Source organism: Flavobacterium sp. Leaf82, from assembly GCF_001422725.1.
Lineage (GTDB): Bacteria > Bacteroidota > Bacteroidia > Flavobacteriales > Flavobacteriaceae > Flavobacterium.
The window spans coordinates 1-25,297 of record NZ_LMMA01000013.1; the positions used below are offsets into that span (position 1 = coordinate 1).

Annotated in this window: 17 protein-coding genes, 3 tRNA genes, 1 rRNA gene and 1 pseudogene; 20 read left to right on the forward strand and 2 right to left on the reverse strand. The window is 33.8% G+C overall.

Going from position 1 to position 25,297, the window contains the following annotated elements:
• The 4 genes from rrf to ASF10_RS11180 all read left to right on the forward strand — a co-directional run bounded on the left by rrf (position 1) and on the right by ASF10_RS11180 (position 449).
• Positions 1–111, forward strand: a 5S ribosomal RNA gene (gene rrf, locus ASF10_RS11165).
• A 74-nt stretch (positions 112–185) separates the two neighbouring features.
• Positions 186–258, forward strand: a tRNA-Phe gene (locus tag ASF10_RS11170).
• Positions 259–264: 6 nt separating this feature from the next.
• Positions 265–350 (forward strand) — tRNA-Leu (locus ASF10_RS11175).
• A 13-nt stretch (positions 351–363) separates the two neighbouring features.
• Positions 364–449 (forward strand) — tRNA-Leu (locus ASF10_RS11180).
• 302 nt (positions 450–751) lie between these two features.
• Here ASF10_RS11180 and ASF10_RS11185 read toward each other — a convergent pair.
• Positions 752–1,771 carry a proline-specific peptidase family protein gene (locus ASF10_RS11185; protein WP_056249001.1) on the reverse strand — a complete coding sequence of 340 codons (1,020 nt, stop codon included), beginning with the start codon at positions 1,769–1,771 and terminating at the stop codon, positions 752–754.
• A gap of 42 nt (positions 1,772–1,813) precedes the next feature.
• Positions 1,814–2,344 (reverse strand): GNAT family N-acetyltransferase, encoded by a 531-nt coding sequence (locus ASF10_RS11190; protein WP_056249004.1) that lies wholly within the window; start codon positions 2,342–2,344, stop codon positions 1,814–1,816.
• Positions 2,345–2,480: 136 nt separating this feature from the next.
• Here ASF10_RS11190 and ASF10_RS11195 point away from each other — a divergent pair, with 136 nt between their 5' ends.
• The 16 genes and pseudogenes from ASF10_RS11195 (at position 2,481) to ASF10_RS11270 (ending at position 25,292) form a co-directional block, all read left to right on the forward strand.
• Entirely contained in the window at positions 2,481–2,918 is a 438-nt protein-coding gene (locus tag ASF10_RS11195; protein WP_056249006.1) for a PepSY-like domain-containing protein, read from the forward strand.
• Positions 2,919–3,067: 149 nt separating this feature from the next.
• Complete coding sequence (locus tag ASF10_RS11200) at positions 3,068–4,129, forward strand: LacI family DNA-binding transcriptional regulator (RefSeq protein ID WP_056249008.1); 1,062 nt, start codon at positions 3,068–3,070, stop codon at positions 4,127–4,129.
• 4 nt (positions 4,130–4,133) lie between these two features.
• Positions 4,134–4,970 carry a helix-turn-helix domain-containing protein gene (locus ASF10_RS11205; protein ID WP_056249010.1) on the forward strand — a complete coding sequence of 279 codons (837 nt, stop codon included), beginning with the start codon at positions 4,134–4,136 and terminating at the stop codon, positions 4,968–4,970.
• A gap of 90 nt (positions 4,971–5,060) precedes the next feature.
• Positions 5,061–5,606 (forward strand): annotated as a pseudogene (locus ASF10_RS11210) (YbhB/YbcL family Raf kinase inhibitor-like protein).
• Positions 5,607–5,831: 225 nt separating this feature from the next.
• Positions 5,832–7,982 carry an alpha-glucuronidase family glycosyl hydrolase gene (locus ASF10_RS11215; RefSeq protein WP_056249012.1) on the forward strand — a complete coding sequence of 717 codons (2,151 nt, stop codon included), beginning with the start codon at positions 5,832–5,834 and terminating at the stop codon, positions 7,980–7,982.
• 19 nt (positions 7,983–8,001) lie between these two features.
• Complete coding sequence (locus ASF10_RS11220) at positions 8,002–8,739, forward strand: SDR family NAD(P)-dependent oxidoreductase (RefSeq protein WP_056249015.1); 738 nt, start codon at positions 8,002–8,004, stop codon at positions 8,737–8,739.
• A 27-nt stretch (positions 8,740–8,766) separates the two neighbouring features.
• Positions 8,767–9,930: a mannonate dehydratase gene (gene uxuA, locus ASF10_RS11225; protein ID WP_117611370.1), complete on the forward strand. Its 1,164-nt coding sequence runs from the start codon at positions 8,767–8,769 to the stop codon at positions 9,928–9,930.
• A gap of 142 nt (positions 9,931–10,072) precedes the next feature.
• Positions 10,073–12,685, forward strand: coding sequence for a glycosyl hydrolase 115 family protein (locus tag ASF10_RS11230; RefSeq protein WP_082472421.1), 2,613 nt, complete (start codon positions 10,073–10,075; stop codon positions 12,683–12,685).
• 149 nt (positions 12,686–12,834) lie between these two features.
• Positions 12,835–13,944: an endo-1,4-beta-xylanase gene (locus tag ASF10_RS11235; RefSeq protein WP_056249020.1), complete on the forward strand. Its 1,110-nt coding sequence runs from the start codon at positions 12,835–12,837 to the stop codon at positions 13,942–13,944.
• A 259-nt stretch (positions 13,945–14,203) separates the two neighbouring features.
• A complete protein-coding gene (locus ASF10_RS11240) occupies positions 14,204–15,637 on the forward strand; it encodes an MFS transporter (protein WP_056249023.1) in 1,434 nt (477 codons plus the stop codon).
• 29 nt (positions 15,638–15,666) lie between these two features.
• The gene (locus ASF10_RS11245) at positions 15,667–16,701 is read left to right on the forward strand and encodes a glycoside hydrolase family 43 protein (RefSeq protein ID WP_056249028.1); all 1,035 of its coding nucleotides are present in this window, start codon (positions 15,667–15,669) and stop codon (positions 16,699–16,701) included.
• Between the two features lie 49 nt (positions 16,702–16,750).
• The gene (locus ASF10_RS11250) at positions 16,751–17,464 is read left to right on the forward strand and encodes an NUDIX hydrolase (protein WP_056249031.1); all 714 of its coding nucleotides are present in this window, start codon (positions 16,751–16,753) and stop codon (positions 17,462–17,464) included.
• 224 nt (positions 17,465–17,688) lie between these two features.
• Positions 17,689–18,699, forward strand: a complete 1,011-nt coding sequence (locus tag ASF10_RS11255) for a GntR family transcriptional regulator (RefSeq protein WP_056249034.1) — start codon at positions 17,689–17,691, stop codon at positions 18,697–18,699.
• A 3-nt stretch (positions 18,700–18,702) separates the two neighbouring features.
• On the forward strand, positions 18,703–20,187 hold the full coding sequence (locus tag ASF10_RS11260) for a xylulokinase (RefSeq protein ID WP_056249036.1): 1,485 nt from the start codon (positions 18,703–18,705) through the stop codon (positions 20,185–20,187).
• 4 nt (positions 20,188–20,191) lie between these two features.
• Positions 20,192–21,517, forward strand: coding sequence for a xylose isomerase (gene xylA, locus ASF10_RS11265; RefSeq protein ID WP_056249039.1), 1,326 nt, complete (start codon positions 20,192–20,194; stop codon positions 21,515–21,517).
• A gap of 682 nt (positions 21,518–22,199) precedes the next feature.
• The gene (locus ASF10_RS11270; RefSeq protein ID WP_056249042.1) at positions 22,200–25,292 is read left to right on the forward strand and encodes a SusC/RagA family TonB-linked outer membrane protein; all 3,093 of its coding nucleotides are present in this window, start codon (positions 22,200–22,202) and stop codon (positions 25,290–25,292) included.
• The last annotated feature ends 5 nt before the right edge of the window (positions 25,293–25,297 follow it).

Below are 25,297 nucleotides of genomic sequence, written 5' to 3' on the forward strand. Positions count from 1 at the left end.
TAATCCGGCTTCTGCAGCGATATTATTACTCTTCCCATCCCGAACAGAGTAGTTAAGCCCGCCTGCGCAGATGGTACTGCAGTTATGTGGGAGAGTATGTCGTCGCCTTTCTTTTTAAAAACCCTGATTCCAAAGAATCAGGGTTTTTTATTCAAAATTTTATTTATAAGTAATAAATAAAATAAGGTACCTTAGCTCAGATGGTAGAGCAATGGACTGAAAATCCATGTGTCCCTGGTTCGATCCCTGGAGGTACCACATTATGCTCGGATGGTGAAATTGGTAGACACGCTGGACTTAAAATCCAGTGAACAGCAATGTTCGTGCGGGTTCAAGTCCCGCTCTGAGTACTNACCACATTATGCTCGGATGGTGAAATTGGTAGACACGCTGGACTTAAAATCCAGTGAACAGCAATGTTCGTGCGGGTTCAAGTCCCGCTCTGAGTACTAAAACTTCAATTGGCTAACGCTAATTGAAGTTTTTTTTTTGGAAATAACTGAAATATATTCATTTATCTTTTGATAAGAACAATTGAAAATCTTATTCATAAGAATTTCAAGTAGTCTTTTTTGGTTGCTTTAGTGATAAGAATGGCATTATTTATGAAACTAAATTTCCGGCGAAACCTATAAAAAAAGTTTTATGTAAATAATCAAAAGAGAAGATCCAGATGGAAATTTTATAATCTTTTTTGATTTTTTGCAAGCTGAAAATCATACTTTTTTATACTTCTTTTCTGTAAAGTGTTTTAAATTTTTTTCTTATCAACATCTTTTATAAAAGTAATTACACCACTCATGAAGACTTGTTGATCATCCCACATTGCTAAATGACTTCCATTTGGACAATATAAATAACGACCTTTTTGGACTAATTTACTTTGTTCTTCCATTGCTTTTGGATCCATCGTATCATATTTTGCACCTATCATTAAGGTTGGAATTGTAATTTCATGTAAACGATTTTTAATATCCCATTTGGCGAGACGACCACTAATTCCAAATTCGCTTGGTCCCTGCATTATAGTATAAATCTCATTATTAGCATGTTTACTTGCTCGGTTTAATCCATCTGGCCATTCTTTTAATCGACAAAGATGTTGTTGGTAATAATTAGGAATAAGTAATTCCATATAACGTGGATTACTAAAGTCTTTTTTAGCTTCAAGTGCTCTAATTTCTGCTAGAACTTCAGGTTTCATTTGCTTGGCTAATACTTCATCTGCATATTTTCCATAATCCGGTGCACTTGCCATCATATTTGCTACTAATAAACCTTTCATATTTTGTTGGTATTTTAATGCATATTCCATTGCAAGAATTCCTCCCCATGAATTTCCAAGAACGTAAAAATTATTTTTATCAGCTCCAATAGCTTTACGAACTTGCTCAACTTCTTCTACAAAACGTTCAGTCGTCCATAAGCTGCTGTCTTTTGGCTGATCACTATAATATGATCCCAATTGATCATATTCATAAAATTCAAATCCTTCGCGTTGAAAGAAAGTTTCAAAACATTCCATATATTCATGTGTCATCGCTGGTCCTCCATGTAATAAAAGAACTTTAATTTTAGGATTATTTCCAAAACGTTTTGTCCATACTTTAAATTCTCCCAATGGAGTTTTTATTGGAATCATTTTTACTCCTGCCGATTCTACTTCATTATTTTTTTGATAGGTAAAATAATCAGAAAGTGTTGTAGATTTGGTCTCATTTTTACAGGAAATGATTAGAAAAGTGATAATCAGAATGGATAGATATCGCATATGTTTTTTATTTAATGTTATTTATAAAATTAATACTCAGATTTAAATATGTTTGTTGTTTTCTGGTAAACCGAACAAATACGCATATACATCAAAATCAGCATTATTAAAATGGAAACTACTTACTTTATTCATTCCCATTTTTTCATGTGCCCGTATAGAGGATTCATTGTCACTTTTAATAAATAAAATCCCTTCACGGTTAGGTTCTAGTTTAAAAAGTTGCTGAAACATAAGTTGCGCCAATCCTTTTCCGCGCTGAGTTTGACTCACGCAAATTGGTCCATAAACGTAAGAATCTGAAGAACCAGAATAAGATGCCGACATAGCATCGACAATTGGAATTTTTCGATTACTGTTTACAGCTTGTGATGTTGTCAGTAAAAAGCCAACAATTTCATTATCGTCAACAGCTATAATTTGTGGCATATCGCTCATCATTTCCTGAATCTGATCAAAAGTTATTTCTCCTGATAATGTTCCGCCTTGTGAGGTTTGATTCGCCTTTTGAAGTTTTATTATTCCATCTAAATCATTAATAGTAGCTACTTTTATAGTGATAGATTTTGTCATAACTTTTTTAATTTTAATGAGTTACTTTATAAGAAACTTACTTTTTAAAATAATAAAGGTTTCTTAAAATCATTTGAACGCATTATTGATTATTGTAAATTAGTGAAGGAAAAGTACTAATTTAAATATTAAAATTATGAAAAAGATAATTATAATTGCCTTGTTATTACTTGTTTTTGGAATAACGGCAAATGCGCAAAAGAAAATTGAAATCACTGAATTACCAAAACCATCACAGGACTTTTTAAAAATGCACTTTGGAAATAGTGAAATTGACGTTGTAAAAAAAGATGCTGAACACGGCGAAAAAGGATATGAAGTTAAATTAAAAGACGGAACAGAAATAGAATTTTGGAAGGATGGTTCATATCGTGAAGTTGACGGTGGCAAAAAAACAATTCCTACTGCATTTATTCCGGAAGCTGTAAAAGATTATGTAGCAAAAAATCATCCAAACGAAAAAATAACACATATTGATTATGGTCATAAAGATCTTGATGTCGATTTAACAAATAATATCGATTTGGAATTTACCAAAGAGGGAAAAATCTTAAAAGACAAAAAAGACAAATAAGAGATTATTCATCATATCATAATGCCTCTGTATTATTTATCTTTTAAGGGTGAAGTAATATTGAGGCATTTTTATTTAAAACTGCTTTTTTTCGAAAGATTATCTTTGTTACAAAATAGTTTATATTTACATCTCATATTATTGATTTCATGGAAGAAAATAAACATGTAACGATTTACGATATTGCTGAGCGATTAAATCTTGCTACATCAACTATTTCGCGTGCTTTAAAGGATCATCACACGATTAGTGATAAAACAATAAAGAAGGTAAAAAAAACGGCCGAAGAAATGGGTTTTGTTCCTAATACTTTAGCTGCTGGTTTGCGTGGAAATAAGACAAAAACCATAGGAGTTTTAATTCCAACCGTTACACAACCTTTTTTGTCCTCCCTGATTAGTGGTATTGAAATTACAGCTCAAAAATCTGATTATACTGTAATTATTATGCAATCTCATGATTCTTATTTTGAAGAAGTTAATATGGCTAAATCACTGTATAGTAATCGTGTAAGTGGTGTTATTTGTTCGCTAGCAATGGAAACGAGAGATACCTCGCATTTTCAACAATTCTCGAATAATAATATTCCGCTTGTATTTGTAGACAGGGTTCCTAAAGATTATAATACTTTTAGAGTGGTGATTGATAACTATACCGCTGGATATAAAGCAACTAAGCATCTTATTGAACAAGGTTGCATTCGTATTGCACATTTAACTGCCGGATCAGAATTTGGAAACCTTTATAACGAAAGAAAAAGAGGGTATATCGAAGCTTTAAAAGATCATAATTTGCCAATTGATGAAGAATTAATCATTAATTTAAAATCGGTTACTTATGAAGAAGGCGTAAAGGCGAGCAATCAGTTGTTTGATCTTGAGCCTATTCCGGATGGACTTTTTGCACCTGGAGATATTATAGCAGTAAGTGCAGTTCAAACAGCGAAAAAAAGAGGAATAAAAGTTCCGGACGAAATAGCGATTATTGGTTTTAATAATGATCCAATTTCTCAAATAATTGATCCTAATATTTCGACAATTACACATCCTGCTGAAAAAATGGGAAAAGCTGCTGCTGAGATTATTATAAAAAATTTGAAATCAGCAAAAAGTGATGAAGATGATGCTAAAGAAATTACTTTTTTAAATACAGAAGTACTTGCCAGAGAATCGTCTGATAAAAATAAATCTTTAGAGGCTACAGCAAAATAGTATTATGCATACCATTACAATTCCTGATGAATTGAATTTAGAAAACCCTAAGCTTGTTCAGGTGTTTGATTACAGCAGTTCGAAAGAAGTTTCTAAACAACAAATCATTTTAAACCAAAATATATTCAGTTTTCTTATTGAAGGAACAAAAGAAGTTATTTTTGAAAATTCGGCTTTATCAATAGATGGATCTAAATTTCTGGTAATGAAATCCGGAAATTGTCTGATGACAGAAAGACTTTCGAATGTGTCAAATTATAGAAGTGTGCTTTTGTTTTTTACAAATGAAATGGTGTCCATATTCATTAGAAAAATGGAATTGAACAAAATCGAGGCAACGTCATACACATCTGTTTTTGCTTTTGAATATGATGAATTTCTTAAGCATTTTGTGCAAAGTCTGGTAGGTATTTCAACGCTTTCAAAAGATTTTCAAAATAAAATACTGGAAGTTAAGTTTGAGGAAATAATGCTTTATTTAGTAGAAAAGTATGGCACTGAATTTCTTTATTCCTTAAATTTAGACAATCACAATGCTACCCAAAAGTTTATTCACGTTATCGAAAATAGTCATCTCAATAAACTAACATTAAAAGAGTTGGCTTTTTTATGTAATATGAGTATATCTACTTTTAAAAGAGAATTTGAAAAACATTATTCAGAATCGCCTATAAAATGGTTTCAGAATAAAAGACTTGAATTTGCACATTATTTACTTCAGCAAGAACAAAAAAATCCATCTGAAATTTATTTTGAAGCGGGTTACGAAAATTTATCAAGCTTTACACAAGCTTATAAATCAAAGTATGGAGTTACGCCAAAATTCCATCAGAAAAATTGAACTTTTAAGACTACTTTTTGACCCTTTCTCTAAACTTTATTTAGTATTACGCAATCTAAATTTGCTTAATAATTTTTAAATAAAAGTAAAATGAAAAAGGTAAATTTAATTTTGGTGCTTTGCTTAATTTTCACCACAACAATTTTTGGACAAAAAACATTTACGCTAACTAGTAATGATTTAGGAGGTCAAGCTTCTAAAATTCAGGAATTTAATGGATTTGGTTGTTCAGGTGATAATCAATCGCCACAATTGTCATGGAAGAATGCTCCTGAAAGAACAAAAAGTTTTGCAATAACAATGTATGATCCTGACGCACCAACAGGAAGCGGATTTTGGCACTGGATAGTTTTTGATATTCCGGCAAATGTCAACGAATTAGTTACCAATGCAGGAACAAAGAATAATTTAATACCTAAAGGAGCAATTCAAAGTATTACTGATTACGGAATTAAAGGATTTGGAGGACCTTGCCCGCCTGAGGGACATGGATTTCATCAATATATCATAACGGTTTATGCTCTTAAAACGGATAAATTATGAACTGATGCAAATACAAATCCTGCTGTTGTAGGTTTTAATCTTTGGAATCAAACGTTGGCAAAAGCCAGTATTGTGGCGTATTATAAAAGATAAAATTTTCGAGATTCAGATCTTGAATTAAACCCAGTTATAGCAGGATAGTTTTTTTAATTATCCTGCTTTTATTTGTTATCAAAATATTTTTTTCAAAAAAAAGACAGTCAAAATTTTTTTCTTAAATAACAATCTTATATTTTTACGCAACCGATTGCAATTGTTGTTTTATTTCTAATAATGTATTTTTTAAATTAAAATTTTAAGAATAAAATTAAATAACACATGAATGTATTAAGATTTGTTTTCTTGTCTCTTTTGATTTCCTTTTCAGCTTTTGCTCAAAAGGATTATAAATTATGGCTTCAATATAATAAGATTACGAATCCTCAAATTGCTAAGGAATATAATTTGGCTATTACAGGAATAATATCATTGGGAAATTCAGAAACCTCAAAGATTTCTTTGAATGAAATACAATCTGGTTTGACAAATATGTTGGGAAATAAAATCGAGGTCAGATCAAAATTAGAAGGACAAGACAATTTAATCATTGGTTCGCAATCCTCTTTAAATTCTGATATTCAAAAAGCTATAGTATCAGATTTAGGAAAAATAAATGATGAAGGTTTTATTATTAAATCTATTTCAATAAAAAATCAAAAACAGATTTTAATTACCGGAAAAAATGAGGTTGCTGTTTTGTATGGTATTTATAATTTTCTGAGATTGATTCAAACCAATAAATCAATTAAAGATTTGAATATTATTGATTCTCCAAAAACGAATATCAGAATCTTAAATCATTGGGATAATTTAGACCGAACCGTTGAGCGTGGGTATGCGGGTTTCTCTTTATGGAACTGGCAAAAATTACCAGATTTTATCGATCAGAGATATATTGATTACGCAAGAGCAAATGCCTCAGTTGGGATTAACGGAACGGTTTTGACTAATGTAAATGCAAATGCTTTGATTTTGACACCTCAATATTTAGAAAAAGTCGAGGCTTTAGCTCGTGTATTTCGTCCTTATGGTATTAAAGTATATTTAACTGCAAGATTTTCTGCTCCAATAGAAATTGGAGGATTAAAAACAGCTGATCCAAATGATTTGGCTGTAGCCAATTGGTGGAAAGAAAAAGCGAAAGAAATTTATAAAAGAATCCCTGATTTTGGAGGATTTTTGGTAAAAGCAAATTCTGAAGGTCAGCCCGGGCCTCAAAATTATGGCAAAGACCATGTCGAGGGAGCGAATATGTTAGCTGATGCAGTTGCACCTTTTGGAGGCATAATTATGTGGAGGGCTTTTGTATATTCTGAACATGATGCAAATGATCGCGCGCAACAAGCTTATGCTGAATTTCAACCGTATGACGGAAAATTTAAGGATAATGTAATTGTTCAGGTTAAAAACGGAGCTATTGATTTTCAGCCAAGAGAACCTTTTCATCCATTATTTGGAGCAATGCCAAAAACGCCTTTGATGATTGAGTTTCAAATTACGCAGGAATATTTGGGATTTAGTACTCACTTGGTTTATTTGCCTAAATTATTTCAGGAAGTTTTAGAATCAGATACGTATCAGCAAGGCAAAGGTTCTACGGTTGCCAAGGTAATTGACGGATCTTTAAACCCTAATAAACTAACCGGAATTGCGGGAGTTTCAAATATAGGAAATGATCTTAACTGGACCGGACATCCTTTTGCACAAGCAAATTGGTACGGCTTTGGCAGATTGGCCTGGGATCCGTATTTAGATACTGAAGTTATTGCAAACGAATGGCTGCGATGTACTTTTTCAAATAATGAAAATTTTATAAAAGCTGTTCAGGATATGATGATGAAATCGCGTGAGGCAGTTGTCAATTATATGACGCCGCTTGGTTTACATCATATTATGGATACGGGACATCATTATGGTCCGGGTCCTTGGGTTTCAGATTTATCAAGACCGGAATGGAATCCGACTTACTATCATAAAGCGGATAAAAACGGAATTGGTTTTGACAGATCAAAAACCGGAACGAATGTAACTGCTCAATATGCAACAGAAGTTGAGAAGATTTTTGATAATCTGGAAACTTGTCCTGAACAAGATTTATTATGGTTTCATCATGTTTCCTGGGATTATAAATTAAAAAATGGTCAAACACTTTGGAACGGTATGGCTTTAAAATATCAGGAAGGTGTAAATCAGGTTCAGCAAATGCAGAATATCTGGAGTAAAACAGAGAAATACATAGATAACGAACGTTTTAAAGAAGTCCAGATGTTATTAGAAATTCAGTATAAAGAAGCAAAATGGTGGAGAGATGCCTGTTTGTTATATTTTCAGCAATATTCAAATAAGGATTTGCCTGTGGGAGTTGAGAAACCAACACAATCATTAGAATATTATAAATCATTAAAATTTCCTTTTGCACCAGGGAATTAATTATATAAATAAAAGAAATATGAGTACAAAAACTGCGATTGTAACTGGAGGAAATTCAGGTTTGGGTTTTGCAACTGCGAAAAAATTATGTGAGAACGGAATCAAAACTTATATAATTGGAAGATCAAAAGAAAAAACAGAGGAAGCTTGTGCAGAAATTGGAGAAAATGCAATTCCGGTTTTATATGATCTGAATGATATATCTGGAATTCCGGCGATGATTGAAAATATTACAAAAAATAATTCTATTGATATTTTGGTTAATAATGCCGGAATCAATCTAAAAAAAGAATTTATAGAAGTAACAGATGAAGATTTTCTATCTGTAATTCATACCAATCTTTTGAGTGTTTTCGCAGTAAGCAGAGAAGTTGTAAAAAACATGAAAACCAATAAAGGCGGAAGTATTGTAAACATTAGTTCTATGGCATCTCAATACGGAATCCCAAAAGTAATTGCCTACTCTGCAAGTAAAGGCGCGATAGAATCAATGACAAGAGCAATGGCAGTAGAATTAGCTCCGTTTGGTATTCGCGTAAACTGTATTGCACCGGGATTTATCAAAACAAAAATGTCTTCGGCAGCGCTTGATAATGATCCTGAAAGAAAAAATAAAGTGCTCTCCAGAACGCCAATGGGATTTTTAGGAGAACCGTCTGATATTGCAGATGCTGTATATTATTTCGCTTTAAGCGAATCAAAATACACAACCGGAACCGTTTTGCCTGTTGATGGCGGTAACAGTATTGGTTTTTAAATTTTAAAGATAACGATCATGATAAAAATGCAACAAACAATGCGATGGTTTGGTCCTCAGGATAATGTTACTTTAATCGACATTAAACAAGCCGGAGCAACAGGAATTGTAACCGCTTTACATCAAATTCCGGTTGGTGATGTTTGGCATGTTGCTGATATCAAAGAGAGACAACAAATAATTAAAGACGCAGGATTGGAGTGGATAGTCGTAGAAAGTTTGCCGGTTCATGAGGAAATAAAACGTGCTACGGGAAATTATTTGCAATACATTGAAAACTATAAAAGCAGTATAAAGAATTTATCAGATTGTGGTATTAAAATTATTACCTATAATTTCATGCCTATTTTAGATTGGATAAGAACAAATCATGATTATATAAATCCGGACGGAAGTAAGGCTTTGCTATACAATCAGGATGCTTTTACTTATTTTGATGTTTTTCTGTTAAAAAGACCCAATGCTGAAAATGATTATTCTGAAACACAGAAAGAAAGTGCTCTGAAATTTGGGAGCAAACTTTCGGGATTAGAGAAAGAGTTACTTTTCAAAAATGTATTATTGGGATTACCCGGAAGCAAAATCAATTTTACGGCAGAACAAATCCTTTCGTTACTGGATAATTATATTGATATTGACAATGATAAACTGAGATCAAATCTTATTCATTTTTTATCAGAAGTTGCTCCGGTCGCTTCAGAATATGGTGTAAAATTAGCGATTCATCCGGATGATCCGCCATTTTCGGTTTTAGGCTTACCGCGAATTGTTTCTACAGAAGAGGATCTTAAAGCTATTTTTGATGCTGTTCCTTTCAATTCAAATGGATTGTGTTATTGTACGGGTTCTTTAGGTGCAAATCCGGATAATAATCTGGAGAGAATTATAGACAATTTTGGCGACCGAATTCACTTTTTACATCTTCGAAATACTTTCCGCGAAAGCGAAACCATTTTCAGGGAATCAGAACATTTAAAAGGCGATACAAAAATGGAAGTTATTGTAGAGAAACTATTATTGTTGATGAATATAACAAAAGTGAGTTTGCCTATGCGTCCGGATCATGGTTTTCTTCATGAAGCAGATAAAACGAAAGAAACTTATCCGGGATATTCTTTAACAGGAAGATTAAAAGGTCTTGCAGAATTAAGAGGTTTAGAAATGGGAATCGCATATAAACTAAATCAATGATTTGTAAATACATATAAATATAGATTAGCGAATTAATTTAAAAGTAATTTTATAAAGCCTAGATTTTTCAGATTAATTATGTGTTTTAAACAAATGAAACACTTATACAGACAATAAAAAACGGTGTAAAAAATATAAAACGATGAACTACTTAAAATCTCAATTTTTGCAAATTATTTTGATGCTTTTTGTCTTCGGAATCAGTACAAAATCGCATGCAATAAATGGAGATAAATATGTAGTGAATCAAGCTTCTGCTAAAAATTTCCCTTTGGTTTCAAAAGGAAAAACAGCTCAGATTTTAGTGAGCAAAAAAGATTTTGCAGGAGTTTTGCGAGTTGTAGGACATTTAGAAAATGATCTTTTTAAAGTTTCAGATTTGCATCCAAAAAGAATAAATAAAATTTCAGAATCGAAGGATTTTGTTGTGATTATAGGAACAGTTGGTAAAAGTGAAATCATAGATCAATTAGTTCAGGAAGGCAAAATTGACGCCAATCAGCTTAAGGGAAAATGGGAAAAATTCACCACTCAAATTGTTGATAATCCTATAAAAGGAGTTGAAAAAGCCTTAGTAATTGCAGGCTCAGACAAGCGGGGAACGATTTACGGCATTTATGATTTATCGAATCAAATAGGCGTTTCTCCTTGGTATTTCTGGGCAGATGTTCCGGTTAAGAAACAATCAGAGTTGCATATCATACCAGGAATTCACACAAAAGGAGAACCAAAAGTAAAATACCGCGGGATTTTTATAAATGATGAAGCTCCTGCATTATCAGGTTGGGCATTTGAAAAATATGGCGGATTTAATGCTAAATTCTATGACAAAGTTTTTGAATTGATCCTACGAATGAAAGGCAATTATTTATGGCCATCAATGTGGGGAAGAATGTTTTATGTCGATGATCCTGAAAACGCAATCCTGGCTGATGAATATGGAGTCGTAATGGGAACTTCGCATCACGAACCTTTGGCAAGGGCACATGCAGAATGGTCAGCATTAGGAAAAGGAAAATGGGATTTTAAGACTAATTCTAAAAACCTGATTTCGTTCTGGAAAGACGGAATAAAAAGAATGGGCAATAAAGAAAGTATTGTAACTGTTGGGATGCGTGGTGATGGCGATGAACCCATGACACAGGGAACAGCAATTGAATTACTGGAAAATATCGTAAAAACACAAAGAGATATTATTACAGAAGTAACGAAAAAACCTGTTGAGGAAACACCACAAATGTGGGCACTTTATAAAGAGGTTCAGGATTATTATGATAAAGGAATGCGGGTTCCGGATGACATTACGCTTTTGTTGTGTGATGACAATTGGGGTAATATCAGGAAATTACCGGAACTGAATTCAAAACCAAGAAAAGGTGGTTACGGTATTTATTATCATTATGATTATGTTGGAGGACCACGAAATTATAAATGGATAAATACGAACCAGATTGAGCGCACGTGGGAGCAAATGGATTTAGCCTATCAATATGGCGTTGATAAAATCTGGATTGTAAATGTGGGAGATATAAAACCAATGGAATTTCCTGTAGAGTTTTTTCTGGATATGGCGTGGAATCCTGAAAATTTTAATGCCGGAAATTTAGATGAATATTATGTGAACTGGGCAAAGGAAAATTTCGATAATCAGTTTGCAGAAGAAATTGCCGAAATTTTAAAATTATATACTAAATACAATTCACGCAGAAAACCAGAATTGCTGGATGCTAAAACGTACAGTATTATCAATTATAATGAAGCAGATCGAGTTGTGGAAGATTATAAAAAACTGGTTGAAAAAGCGAATTCAATTAACGAAAATTTGAAACCGGAATATAAAGATGCTTTTTATCAATTGGTTTTATTTCCTGTTTTAGCAAGTTCTAATTTAAATGAAATGTATGTTGCTGCGGCTAAAAATCAGTTTTATGCAAGTCAGGGAAATTCCATCGCGAATGAGTATGCAAAGCAGGTAAAAGGACTGTTTGTAAAAGATAGTTTGCTCACGGATTATTACCATACGAAATTAGCAAATGGCAAATGGAATCATATGATGTCACAGACGCATATTGGCTATGATAATTGGCAGCAACCAGATAAAAATGTAATCCCAAAAACAAGAACAATCGATCTTGCAACAATAGAGAAAACTAAGATTGTTACTGACGATTTTCAAAAAACTGAAATATCGATTAATAAAAATAGAGATTTAGATCATGTTCAGGGTTTTGTTGAGAACAAAGGTTACATTTCAATAGAAAGTAAAAATTATTCTAAAGCAATAAATTCAGATGCAGTAAAATGGACTATAATCCCAAATCTTGGTAAAACAGATTCTGGAATAACAATAAAACCTTCGAATATTCAGGCGATTAAAATCTCGGAAAAATCGCCAAGATTAGAATATAATGTTCATTTTTTCAATAAAGGAAATGTGAAAGTGTACGCCTATTTTTCGCCAACAATAAATTTTAAAATCGGTGACGGCTTGAAATACGGAATTGCTTTTGATGATGAAAAACCGCAAGTAATGAACCTCAACGCAGATTCTTCAGAGAAAGCCTGGGCAGAATCTGTTGCGAATAATATCAAAATAATAACATCAACGTATAAAATTGACAACTCTGGAAACCACGTTTTAAAGATTTATGCGATTGATCCAGCTTTAGTGCTTCAGAAAATTGTAATAGAAACTGAAGAAGGAAAAGTTTTGGAGTCGTATTTAGGACCGCCAGAAAGTTTTAAGAAGGAATAAGTCCGTAACGTAACACGTTTTATTTGTCATTTCGACAGAGGAAAAATGGCAAATTTAAGAGCACAGATTAGACCCGACAGGTTTTTAAAACCTGTCAGGTCTCCGTTGAGAAAAACTATTGAAAACTATTAACTATTAAACCAAAAGATATGAGATTTATTAACCCTTATTTAATTGCCATCACAACGTTGCTGGCACTTAGTTGTACTTCGCAAAAAGAAACTACTTCATTAAAAGACGTCTACAAAGACGATTTTTATATTGGTACAGCGTTAAGTGCTGATCAAATTGAGGAAAAAGATGTTAAAGAAGATTCACTGATTTGTAAAGAGTTCAACGCTATTACGGCAGAAAATATTATGAAGTCGATGTTTATACATCCTCAAAAGGACAAATATGATTTTGCCCTGACAGATAAATTTGTGGATTTTGGCAAAAAAAATAAAATGTTTATTCACGGACATACCTTGATTTGGCATAGCCAATTAGCGCCGTGGATGGAAAAAATTAAAGACAGTACAGAAATGAAAGCCTTTATGAAGGATCATATCACAACGATTGTTTCTAAATACAAAGGAAAAATTAATTCGTGGGATGTTGTAAACGAAGCTTTGAATGAAGATGGAACCTTAAGAAAAACAGTTTTCCTCGACGCACTTGGCGAAAGTTATCTCATTGATGCCTATAAATTGGCAGCAAAAGCAGACCCAAAAGTAGATTTGTATTATAACGATTATAATCTTGAAGATCCGGCAAAAAGAGAAGGTGTAATAACATTGGTAAAAAAAATAAAAGCTGCCGGAGGAAAAGTTGACGGAATAGGGAGTCAGGCACATTGGAAATTGAACAGTCCGTCGCTGGAAGAAATTGAGAAAAGTATTTTAGCATATTCGGCTTTAGGAGTTAAAGTCGCTTTTACTGAATTGGATATTACGGTTTTGCCCAATCCTTGGGATTTAAAAGGCGCAGATGTGAATCAGAATTTTGAAGGAAACCCTAAAATGAACCCTTATCCTGAAACTCTTCCGGATTCAGTGCAAACCAAATTGGCGCAGCGTTATGCAGACATTTTTAAATTATTTTTAAAACACAAGGATAAAATTAGCAGAGTAACTTTTTGGGGAGTTCATGATGGACAATCCTGGCTGAATGACTGGCCAATAAAAGGAAGAACAAATTATCCTTTATTGTTTGATGCAAAACTACAGCCAAAAAAAGCATACAATAGTGTGATAGAACTAAAAGAAGCAAAAGAATAATTAGTGCACAAAAAGAGTTTTTCATCAAACTATTTACAATCGATTGTTTTGATTTTATTGTTGAAATAAAGTGAACTAAATTTGCTTAATATGTTTTTTTAGCTAAATTTACACAACCGATTGTTTAAAATAAATAACACTAATATTTAGAAGATTACAGCATATAAATTGAAATCAGGAATGATAAAATAAATTCTTATTATTATAAAATCAAAAACAGTTTTTTGACTTTAAACTAACCAATAACCACAAACCAATAATGAATTATATTTCTCAAAAATTATCGATTAAAGAAAAAATCGGATACAGTTTAGGTGATCTGGCGGCAAATTTAGTTTTTCAGACCCTGATGACCTATCTGGCTTATTTTTATACTGATATCTACGGATTATCGCCAACTGATTCTTCGATAATAATGCTGGTTGTAGGTTTGATTGCAGCTTTTGTTTTTAATCCAATTATTGGATTTCTGGCAGACAGAACAACTACAAAATGGGGAAAATTCAGACCCTGGATTTTAATTACCGCAATTCCATTGGGGATTATTGCTTTATTGGCTTTTTCGACACCTGATTTTTCGCATCAGGGAAAAGTGATTTATGCCGTCATAACTTATACTTTATTATTGCTTTTTTACGCCAGTAACAATTTGCCTTATTCGGCTTTAAGCGGTGTAATTACAGGCGATATGCGCGAAAGAAACAGTTTGTCGTCCTATCGTTTTGTAGCCGTGATGTTTGCGCAATTCTTTGTTCAGGTTTTTATGCTTGGTATTATTAAAAGTGCCGGAAACGGTGACAAAGCAATTGGTATCGAAAAAGTAATGACAGCTTTGGCAATTATTGGAACAATTATGTTGTTGATCACTTTTTTGACTACAAAAGAACGTATTATTCCAAAACCGGAACAAAAATCAAGCATAAAAGAAGATTTAAGCGATTTAATGAAAAATAAACCGTGGGTAATCATGTTGAGTTTAACAACATTGGTTTTTATAACCCTGGCAATGAAAGGCGGATCGTATGTGTATTATTTTGAGAATTATGTCAATAAACAACAGTTGGCGGTCTATATCCAGCCCATTCTAAATGTATTATCCAATATAGGATTAAACCATTTTGGAAATGATCCAATAGCAGCAGGATTTGGATTGTTTAATGCCGGCGGAATTATCTTTATGATCGTAGGAATTACATTGTCTAAAAGTCTGGCAGATAAATACGGAAAACGAAACATATTTGGGTTATTCCTATTCATTTCGACCTTGTTTATTATGGCGTTTTATTTCTTTTCGCCAACCTCAATTGGTTTGATATTTTTCTCTCAAATCTTTCATGGTTTTTTCTACGGAATCACAATTCCAATTCTATGGGCAATGATTGCCGATGTTGCAGATTATTCAGAATGGCTTAATAATCGCCGCGCAACAGCCATCATTTTTTCGGCAATGATGGTTGGGTTAAAAGCGGGTTTAAGTATTGGAGGAGCTTTAACGACTCTGTTTTTAGGATATTTTCATTATACGCCCAATTCAGTAATACAAACAGATACCGCCATAAACGGAATAAAATTATTGGTAAGCATTTATCCTGCGATTCCATTTTTAGTTGGGGTTGCCTTATTGTTTTTCTATAAAATCAATAAAAAAATGGAAGTTCAGATAGAAACCGATTTAAAAGAAAGAAGAGCTTAATTATTTAAAATATAATATAAAAAACGACTATGCCTGAAGATAGTATTGAACAAATTAATTTTGAACAAATTAATAAATTGGCCATTTCGAAACCTTTAGTTTCGCATATGTATACGGCTGATCCATCTGCGCATGTATTCAACGGTAAGATTTATATTTATCCTTCGCATGATATCGATGCCGGGATTCCGTTTAATGATAATGGAGATCATTTTGGGATGGAAGATTATCATGTTTTTTCGATGGAAGATATTCAGTCAGAAGTTGTAGATAATGGTATTGCGTTGCATGTAAATGAAGTTATCTGGGCAGAAAAACAAATGTGGGCGCCAGATGCGGCGTGCAAAAACGGAAAATATTATTTGTATTTCCCTGCAAAACGTGCCAACGGAATTTTTCAGATTGGTGTTGCCGTAAGCGATTCTCCGGTAGGACCTTTTTTACCGCAGCCAGACGCTATAAAAGGAAGTTATAGTATTGATCCTGCTGTTTTTGAGGACGAAGACGGGAAACATTACATTTATTTTGGCGGAATTTGGGGCGGACAACTTCAAAAATACCGTGACAATAAATACAGCACAGATCATGAAGAACCAACCGGCAGTGAAACTGCTTTAGGACCTATTGTGGCTTTGTTGCGAGAGGATATGCTGGAATTTGCAGAGGAACCAAAAGAGATTAAAATCCTCGATGAAAACGGCGCAGTTTTATTGGCAAGCGACAATGATCGCCGCTTTTTTGAAGCTTCATGGGTACATAAATACAATGATAAATATTATTTCTCGTATTCTACCGGTGACACTCATTTTATTTGTTACGCAATAGGCGACAATCCTTACGGACCTTTTACCTATCAGGGACGAATTTTGAATCCAGTTGTAGGCTGGACTTCACATCATTCTATTTGTAAAGTCGATAACGATTGGTATTTATTTTACCACGATTCGAGTTTGTCAAAAGGAGTAACGCATTTAAGAAGCATGAAAGTGACCAAAATTGATTATCTCGAAGATGGTACAATCGTCACCATAGATCCTTATGGCATACGAAGAATTATAGAGTAAGATTTCTGTTTATTGAAAATAATAGTAATAGGTTTAAATTTTATTTTCTATGGAAAAAGGAGATGAAAATCGAAAAAAGAAAACCAGTCAATGTCGTACAAACCGAATAGAAATTGATTGTGTCGTATTTAATTTTGAAGATGAAAGTCTCAAAGTTTTATTGGTAAAACAAAAAGACAATGAAAGAAATACAAACTGGGAACTATTAAGCGATACTATAAAAGAGGGGGAAACAATATCTGGTACTGCCCAAAATATTCTGAAAAAATATATTGGCGTTGATAATTTCTTTCTGGAACAACTAAAAGCTTTTGGTTATCCGTCTCCGTCATCATCTTATGAAGACATTTCGATAGGATATTATGCTCTCATAAAAAGAGATACAGGAAATGTAGAAAATCATGTTGCGTACTCAAATCTGGAATGGATTGGTATTAATGAAATTTCTGGTTTAAGCGATAAACACAAAATAATATTAGATTATAGTTTAAAAGAATTGCGACAAAATATTTGCAAAACTGCCATTGGGTTCAATTTATTGCCAGAAAAATTTACCTTATTGCAAGTCATGCACCTGTATGAAGAAATATTGGGAATCGAAATCAATAAATCTAATTTTCGAAGAAAGATATTGCAAATGAATTTGGTACACGATTCAAACGAAAAAGAAGAAGCTGTGTCACACAGAGCTGCAAAATTTTATAGTCTCAATTTGCAGCAGCACGAAATGTTAGCACACAGAGAACTTAATTTTAATTTTTAAAGAATCGGTTTTTAACTGGCAATGGTTTGCGTGAGGGATAGTAGCGAAAAGCCCACAGCCTGACGAAGGAAGAGCGAGGACTTGCAGCGAATAGCCCGACCCGCTTTTTCAGCGGGTCACGCCATAAATAAAAAGAAAAGTAATAAAAAGATAACATTTTTAGTATAAATAGTGATTTTTTATAAAAAGCGAATCCCTATTTTAGCATACCAGAACAGAACAGTATGATTAGCGAAAATATAGAGAAATTTGTCTTTAAAATAAATCATGAAAGTGATATTCCGAAATACCAGCAATTGGTAAACGGAATCAATAATGCAATTGCAGAAAATATTTTGCAAAAAGGAGATTTGTTACCGTCGGTAAATAGCATTTGCAAAACGAATCAGTTGTCCAGAGATACGGTTTTTAAGGCTTATTCTATTTTAAAAGATCAAAAAGTCGTTGATTCGGTGCCTAATAAAGGATATTATGTATTGGGCGAAACCAGAAAAGTGCTTTTGGTATTAGATACTTTCAAAGCATATAAAGAGGTTTTATATCATTCGTTTGTGAATAATCTGGCAGATAATGTGATTACAGATGTGCAGTTTCATCATTATAATATTGATGTTTTTAAAACGATAATCAATAATAGTGTAGGGAAATATTATAAATACGTCGTCATGAATTTTGATGATAAAGAAGTTTCGACCACTTTATCAGCAATTGCAAATGAAAAATTGTTGCTGATTGATTGGAATATTCGGGCGGAAAAACAAAATAATTATGTTTTTCAGGATTTTGGAAAAGCATTTTACGAGTCTTTAGAAAAGGCACAGGATTTATTTAAAAAGTATAAAAGTATACATTTTGTTTATCCGGATTATACCAATCATCCTAAAGAAACATTAGAATATTTCAAGAAGTTTTGTACCAATTTTAAATTTAAATATGAAATTATTTCAAATGCAAAAAAGTTTAATATCGAAAAAGGAATTGCTTATATCAGTGTGAGTGATCGAATTTTAGGTCACTTTTTAGAGCAATGCAAAGAGAAAAATTTAGAGCCTGGAACAGATGTTGGTTTTTTGTCTTATAACGAAACGCCAATGAAGAAATTTATTTATAAAGGAATTTCGGTTGTTTCGACTGATTTTAATGAATTAGGAACAAAAGCCGCCGCATTTATTACGCACGATGAGGTTGTACAGCGATACGTGTCTACAAATTTAATTTTAAGAGAATCATTATAAAGTATGTATTATATAGGATATGATATTGGAAGTTCTTCTGTAAAGGTCGCTTTGGTGGAAGCCGAAACAGGGAAAAAAATAATCGTTTTGAATGAACCTCAAAACGAAATGGAAATTGTGTCCCTGCATGCAGATTGGGCAGAACAAGATCCTGAAATTTGGTGGCAATATATTTGTGTGGCAACCAAAAGAGCGATTCGCGAAGCCAATATTGAAGCTTCGAAGATTCTGGGAATTGGAATTTCATACCAAATGCACGGATTGGTTATTGTGGATAAAGAAGGCAATGCGCTTCGCAATTCTATTATTTGGTGCGACAGCCGCGCGGTTGAAATTGGCAACAAGGCTTTCGCCGAAATTGGGGCCGAAAAATGTATGGAACATTTACTGAATTCCCCGGGAAATTTTACCGCTTCGAAACTTAAATGGGTAAAAGAAAATGAACCAGAAATCTATAATCAGGTTTATAAATACATGCTGCCCGGAGATTATATCGCTTATAAATTAACAGGCGATATTACGACCACAAAAAACGGTTTGTCTGAAGGAATGCTTTGGGATTATAAAGAAAACAAAGTTGCCAATTGGCTCCTGGATTATTACGGAATTGAGCAGTCCTTAACGCCGGATATTGTAGAGAATTTTACCAATCAGGGAATTTTAAACGAAAAAGGGGCAAGAGAATCCGGACTTCCTGCAGGTATTCCGGTAGTTTACAGAGCCGGAGACCAGCCCAATAATGCGTTATCACTAAATGTGTTAAATCCGGGAGAAGTTGCAGCAACAGGCGGAACCTCGGGTGTTTTTTATGCTGTTGGTGAAATGTCTTCGGGCAAAAGCACCAGAGTAAACAATTTTGTGCACGTAAATTACGAATTAAAAACTCCCAGAATTGGTAAATTATTAAACATCAACGGAGCGGGAATCCAGTACAGATGGCTGCGAAATAATATGGGAGACGAAAGTTATGAGTCGATGAACCTGAAAGCAGCTGAAATCGCAATAGGTTCAGATGGAGTAGCGGTGATTCCGTTTGGAAATGGAGCCGAGCGTATGTTCAACAACAAAAACATTGGAACCCATTTGTTGAACCTCAACCTGAATATTCATAATAATGCCCATTTGTTCAGGGCTTCTCTTGAAGGAATCGCTTTTTCGTTTGTATACGGAATGGAATGCCTCAAAGAGGATAATGCAACTATAAATGTTATTAGGGCGGGGAATGATAATTTGTTTCGTTCAGAGATTTTCTCTAATACTGTAGCAACGCTTATTGGGCACGAAATAGAAATTTATAATACAACAGGCGCAGTAGGAGCAGCCAGAGCAGTAGGTTTAAAAGATGGCGATTACCATAAATTTGGTTCCGGTATTACGACCAACGATCACGTGAAGACGTTTTTACCGCTAAAAAACAAAGAACCTTATGAAAAGGCATATCAAAAATGGAAACAGGAATTAGAATTTATATTAACACATAAAAAATAAAGAAATGGTAGTTTTAGGCAATAAAGAATACTACAAAGGTATTGGTGAGATTAAATTTGAAGGAAGAGAATCTGATAACCCACTGGCATTTAAATATTACAATCCGGATCAGGTTGTAGCGGGAAAAACAATGCGTGAACATTTTAGATTTGCCATTGCATACTGGCATACGTTCTGCGGACAAGGAAGTGATCCGTTTGGACCGGGAACCCAAAATTTTGCCTGGGATCAATCACCAGATCCAATTCAGGCAGCAAAAGATAAAGCCGATGCTGCTTTTGAGTTTATCAGTAAAATGGGTTTTGATTATTTCTGTTTTCACGATTATGATTTAATTGCCGAAGGACCAACTTTTGGAGAATCAGAAAGACGTTTAGCCACTATTACAGAATATCTAAAACAGAAGAAAGCCGAATCAGGAATTAAATTGCTTTGGGGAACATCAAACTGTTTTTCGAATCCAAGATTCATGAATGGTGCAGCAACAAATCCTGATTTTAATGTTGTGGCAAGAGCCGGAGGACAAGTAAAATTAGCCCTTGATGCCACAATTGCTTTAGACGGTGAAAACTATGTATTCTGGGGCGGACGTGAAGGTTATATGTCTTTATTAAATACAGATATGGGAAGGGAACTCGATCATATGGCACAATTTTTAACCATTTCAAGGGATTATGCAAGAGCCCAAGGGTTTAAAGGAACTTTCTTTATAGAGCCAAAACCTATGGAACCATCAAAACACCAGTATGATTTTGACTCGGCAACAGCAATTGGTTTTTTACGTGAATACGGTCTAGACAAAGATTTTAAAATTAATATTGAAGTAAACCATGCAACATTAGCACAACATACTTTTCAGCATGAATTAGAAGTAGCTGCAAAAGCAGGAATGTTAGGAAGCATTGATGCCAATAGGGGAGATTACCAAAACGGTTGGGATACAGACCAGTTTCCAAACAACATTCAGGAAACTACAGAAGCAATGCTTGTTTTCCTGAAAGCGGGAGGATTGCAAGGCGGAGGAGTAAATTTTGATGCAAAAATCAGAAGAAACTCAACAGACCTTGAAGATGTTTTCCTGGCGCACATTGGCGGGGCTGATACATTTGCAAGAGCTTTATTGACGGCAGATAAAATCATAACTTCTTCACCTTACGAAAAATTAAGAAAAGAAAGATACAGCTCATTTGATTCCGGAAAAGGAAAAGATTTTGCTGATGGAAAATTAAATCTGAAAGACTTATACGCGATTGCAAATGAAAATGGCGAATTAAACCTGCAAAGCGGAAAACAGGAATTATTCGAAAATATCATTAATCAATATATTTAATCTATAGAAATGTCAAACAGGTTTTGATAAAACAATTATAAAATGTGATAGTTATAGAAAGTTAATTTTTTAAATCTGACATGCAATCAATATTGTATGTCTCAGATGATTATTTTCCTTGCATTTGCAACTAAATAAAAAGTCCTCTCAAATTCGTTTTGAGAGGACTTTTTTTATTTTATAAGCAACCGATTGCCTCTTTGTGCGTTTTATTAAAAAGTTATCGTTTTTAAGGGTAAAATATTGTTATTGAGAAAAGTAACAGATATTATTGTATGTTTTTTTGACCTTTTACTCAAATTTATGCCTGTTTTTTGTAATTGAATTTTGATTAAAATGATTTCTAAAATATAAAAATATTGATTTTAATCTTTTTGTGATTTTTGTAAGATTTTGGATGAAATGATTTTATATCTCTAACGTTTTCGTGAGATAGAATGTCTGTTTTGTGATATGTTTAATATTTTGTGTGGAAAAATATATATTATGTTTTTTTAAATCACTATTATTTAATAATTCGAAAAAATAATTAACGCAACCGATTGTGTATTATTGTTTTTTATATATATTTGTTTTAACAAAAGACTTATAAAACGTTTCTACACTATTAAGGATACAGTTTATAGGCCCATAAACAAAAACTAACTAAACCATACTATTAACTAATTAAACCAAATTATTTATGACTAACTTTTTAATTGAAAAAAGCGAATCAAAAATCTTTAGATTTTTGGGGTTTCTAACCTTATTGTTTCTATTCTCCTGGAATACAAATGCACAAACGACAGTTTCAGGAACTGTATCTGATGCAAATGGTCCAATACCAGGAGCAAATGTTACTATAAAAGGAATGAAAACTGGAGTTATTACCGGATTTGATGGAAATTATTCTATAACAAATGTTCCTGCTAATGGAGTTTTGATATTTAGCTTTCTGGGATTGACCACCAGAGAAGTATCTGTTGATGGTAAAACTAAAATTAATATAGTACTACAGGAAAACTCTAATGCATTGCAGGAAGTTGTAGTTATAGGTTATGGTGCTCAGCGCAAAGAAGCTGTTACAGGTTCTGTGGCGTCTATAAAAGGAGATGTTATTAGAGAGGTTCCTTCTGCAAATGTTACTCAGGCACTTCAGGGGCGTTTGGCAGGAGTAGAGATGACACAAACTTCTACAAAACCAGGCGCTACAATGCAAGTACGTATTCGTGGTACGAGATCTTTAACAGCCGGAAATGACCCATTAGTAGTCTTGGACGGAATTCCTTTTTCAGGAACATTGGCAGATATAAGCCCTGATGACGTAAAAAGTATTGATATTTTAAAAGATGCATCTGCAACAGCCATCTATGGTTCCAGAGGAGCAAATGGTGTAATATTAGTTACAAGTAACAAAGGAACAAAAGGTCAAAAAGCCCAAATAGCTTATAACACTTATACCGGATATAAAAATGCAGTAAAATATCCTATGATGAACGGTCCTAAATATGTAGAGTTTCGTAAGCTTGCAGGTAAAAATCTGGTAAATGGTATCGATGAATCGAATGATGTAGATACAGACTGGCAGGATTTGTTTTACAGAACAGGTATTGTTACAAGTCATGATATCGCAGTTACAGGCGGAAGTGAAAAAGGGAATTACAACTTTGGAGCTAATTATTATAAAGATCAGGCGGTTATACCGGGATCAGAATACAATCGTTATTCAGTTCGTGCAGGTCTTGATCAGGAATTGGGTTTATTTCGCATTGGATTTTCTTCTAATAACAATTATAGCATAACAGATGGCGCGAGTATAGGAATGTACGGTGTTCTTAGTATGTCTCCAATTGCCAATCCATACAATGAAGATGGCTCCCTGAAAAGAACAGTAAGAATGCCTCAGGACGAAAACTGGGTTTACACAAGAGAAAGCATGAAAAATCTGGGCGATAAATTTGTCGACCGCAATAAAGCTTTCGGAACGTATAACTCCGCTTATGCCGAGTTAAAAATTCCTGCTATCGACGGTTTAAAAGCAAGAGTTAATATAGGAGGAAATCTACGTACAACCAACACAGGTAATTATACCGGAATTGGAGTTTTTAATTCTAATATTAATAATCCAAACCTTGCCTCAATTGGCAATTCTCTTTCTACAAGCTGGACTATAGAAAGTTTATTAAACTATGATCACACTTTTGGACAAAATCACAAAGTTAGTGCCTTGGCTATGTATTCGGCAGAACAAACTACCTACAACAGCTCATCGATTTCAAGAAGAAATATTGCAGGTGACAGCTTTCAGTATTTTAATCTTGGTCAGACTTCCACCGGAGATAATGATGATATTACGATCAATAATAACAATCAGATTTATACACAAAGCGGTCTTATGTCTTACATGGTCAGAGGTATGTATTCTTATGCAGATCGCTACATGATAAGCGCAACTTACAGATCTGATGCTTCATCAAGACTTGCTCCATCGAATCAGTGGCACAGTTATCCCGCTATATCAGCCGGATGGAATATTCAGAAAGAATCGTTTATGAACAATGTTTCCTGGATTAACTCCTTAAAATTACGCGCAGGATATGGACAGACCTCTAACCAGTCTGTGGCTCCATATGCTACTTTAGGAAATTTAAGTACAAGACCGTATAATTTTGGAGATACCAATGCAACCGGATATTATGTTTCGACATTGCCAAATCCGGATCTTGGTTGGGAATATTCTATAACAACAAATTACGGACTTGATTTTGCCATTCTAAAAAACCGTTTATCTGGTACTGTAGAATATTATACGACAGATACCAAAGATCTTTTGCTTAGCGTAAACCTGCCGGTAACTTCAGGAGTAAGCAGTTATGTAGGGAATGTGGGATCGACTCAAAATAAAGGTAGGGAACTTTCATTAAACGGGGTAATTCTGGATAATTATAATGGATGGACCTGGGAAGCAGGAGCAAACATATACAGTAATAAAAACAAATTGGTATCGCTCGCTTCAGGAACAACCGAAGATAAAAACAATTGGTGGTTTGTAGGCAAACCTCTTAATGTAATCTATGATTATAAAAAAGTTGGAATCTGGCAGACAGATGCTGAAGCCAAGCAATATGAAGGTCCGGCAGGAGCAGCGGGAATGATTAAGGTAGAATATACAGGTGAATATAATGCAGATGGTACACCAAAAAGATTAATAGGTGCAGATGACAGACAGGTTATGAATGCAGATCCTGATTTTCAGGGAGGTTTTAATACCAGAGTTGCTTATAAAGGATTTGATTTGTCGATCGTAGGAATTTTTCAAAGCGGAGGAATACTGAACAGCACGCTCTATGGTTCAAACGGATATCTTAATATTAATGACGGACGAAGAGGACAAATAGATGTCGATTACTGGACACCAACTAATACTGGGGCGGAATTTCCGTTACCCGGAGGTCCAACAGAAAGTAATAATCCAAAATATGGTTCAACTTTAGGATATTTTGATGGATCGTATGTAAAACTTAAAACCATCACTTTAGGATATAATCTTAAAAAAGACTGGATAAAAACCGCTGGAATGGAAAGGCTGAGACTTTACTGTACAGTTCAGAATCCGTGGGTGATATATTCTCCATATCATAAATTATCAGGGCTAGATCCGGAAACGAATTCATACGCAAATGATGGTACCAATATGGCAGTGGCTTATTCCGGAAATTTAAGTCGTTTACTTACAGTAGGATACAATACTCCGCAGTCTACTAATTTTATGTTAGGGCTAAACGTAACATTCTAAAACAG

Coding starts and splice junctions, on each gene's coding strand:
- ASF10_RS11215 (WP_056249012.1), top strand. CDS start 5,832: ATGAATGTATTAAGATTTGTTTTCTTGTCTCTTTTGATTTCCTTTTCA.
- ASF10_RS11245 (WP_056249028.1), top strand. CDS start 15,667: ATGCCTGAAGATAGTATTGAACAAATTAATTTTGAACAAATTAATAAA.
- ASF10_RS11250 (WP_056249031.1), top strand. CDS start 16,751: ATGGAAAAAGGAGATGAAAATCGAAAAAAGAAAACCAGTCAATGTCGT.
- ASF10_RS11260 (WP_056249036.1), top strand. CDS start 18,703: ATGTATTATATAGGATATGATATTGGAAGTTCTTCTGTAAAGGTCGCT.
- ASF10_RS11185 (WP_056249001.1), bottom strand. CDS start 1,771: ATGCGATATCTATCCATTCTGATTATCACTTTTCTAATCATTTCCTGT.
- ASF10_RS11195 (WP_056249006.1), top strand. CDS start 2,481: ATGAAAAAGATAATTATAATTGCCTTGTTATTACTTGTTTTTGGAATA.
- xylA (WP_056249039.1), top strand. CDS start 20,192: ATGGTAGTTTTAGGCAATAAAGAATACTACAAAGGTATTGGTGAGATT.
- ASF10_RS11240 (WP_056249023.1), top strand. CDS start 14,204: ATGAATTATATTTCTCAAAAATTATCGATTAAAGAAAAAATCGGATAC.
- ASF10_RS11200 (WP_056249008.1), top strand. CDS start 3,068: ATGGAAGAAAATAAACATGTAACGATTTACGATATTGCTGAGCGATTA.
- ASF10_RS11255 (WP_056249034.1), top strand. CDS start 17,689: ATGATTAGCGAAAATATAGAGAAATTTGTCTTTAAAATAAATCATGAA.
- uxuA (WP_117611370.1), top strand. CDS start 8,767: ATGCAACAAACAATGCGATGGTTTGGTCCTCAGGATAATGTTACTTTA.
- ASF10_RS11230 (WP_082472421.1), top strand. CDS start 10,073: ATGAACTACTTAAAATCTCAATTTTTGCAAATTATTTTGATGCTTTTT.
- ASF10_RS11190 (WP_056249004.1), bottom strand. CDS start 2,344: ATGACAAAATCTATCACTATAAAAGTAGCTACTATTAATGATTTAGAT.
- ASF10_RS11220 (WP_056249015.1), top strand. CDS start 8,002: ATGAGTACAAAAACTGCGATTGTAACTGGAGGAAATTCAGGTTTGGGT.
- ASF10_RS11205 (WP_056249010.1), top strand. CDS start 4,134: ATGCATACCATTACAATTCCTGATGAATTGAATTTAGAAAACCCTAAG.
- ASF10_RS11270 (WP_056249042.1), top strand. CDS start 22,200: ATGACTAACTTTTTAATTGAAAAAAGCGAATCAAAAATCTTTAGATTT.
- ASF10_RS11235 (WP_056249020.1), top strand. CDS start 12,835: ATGAGATTTATTAACCCTTATTTAATTGCCATCACAACGTTGCTGGCA.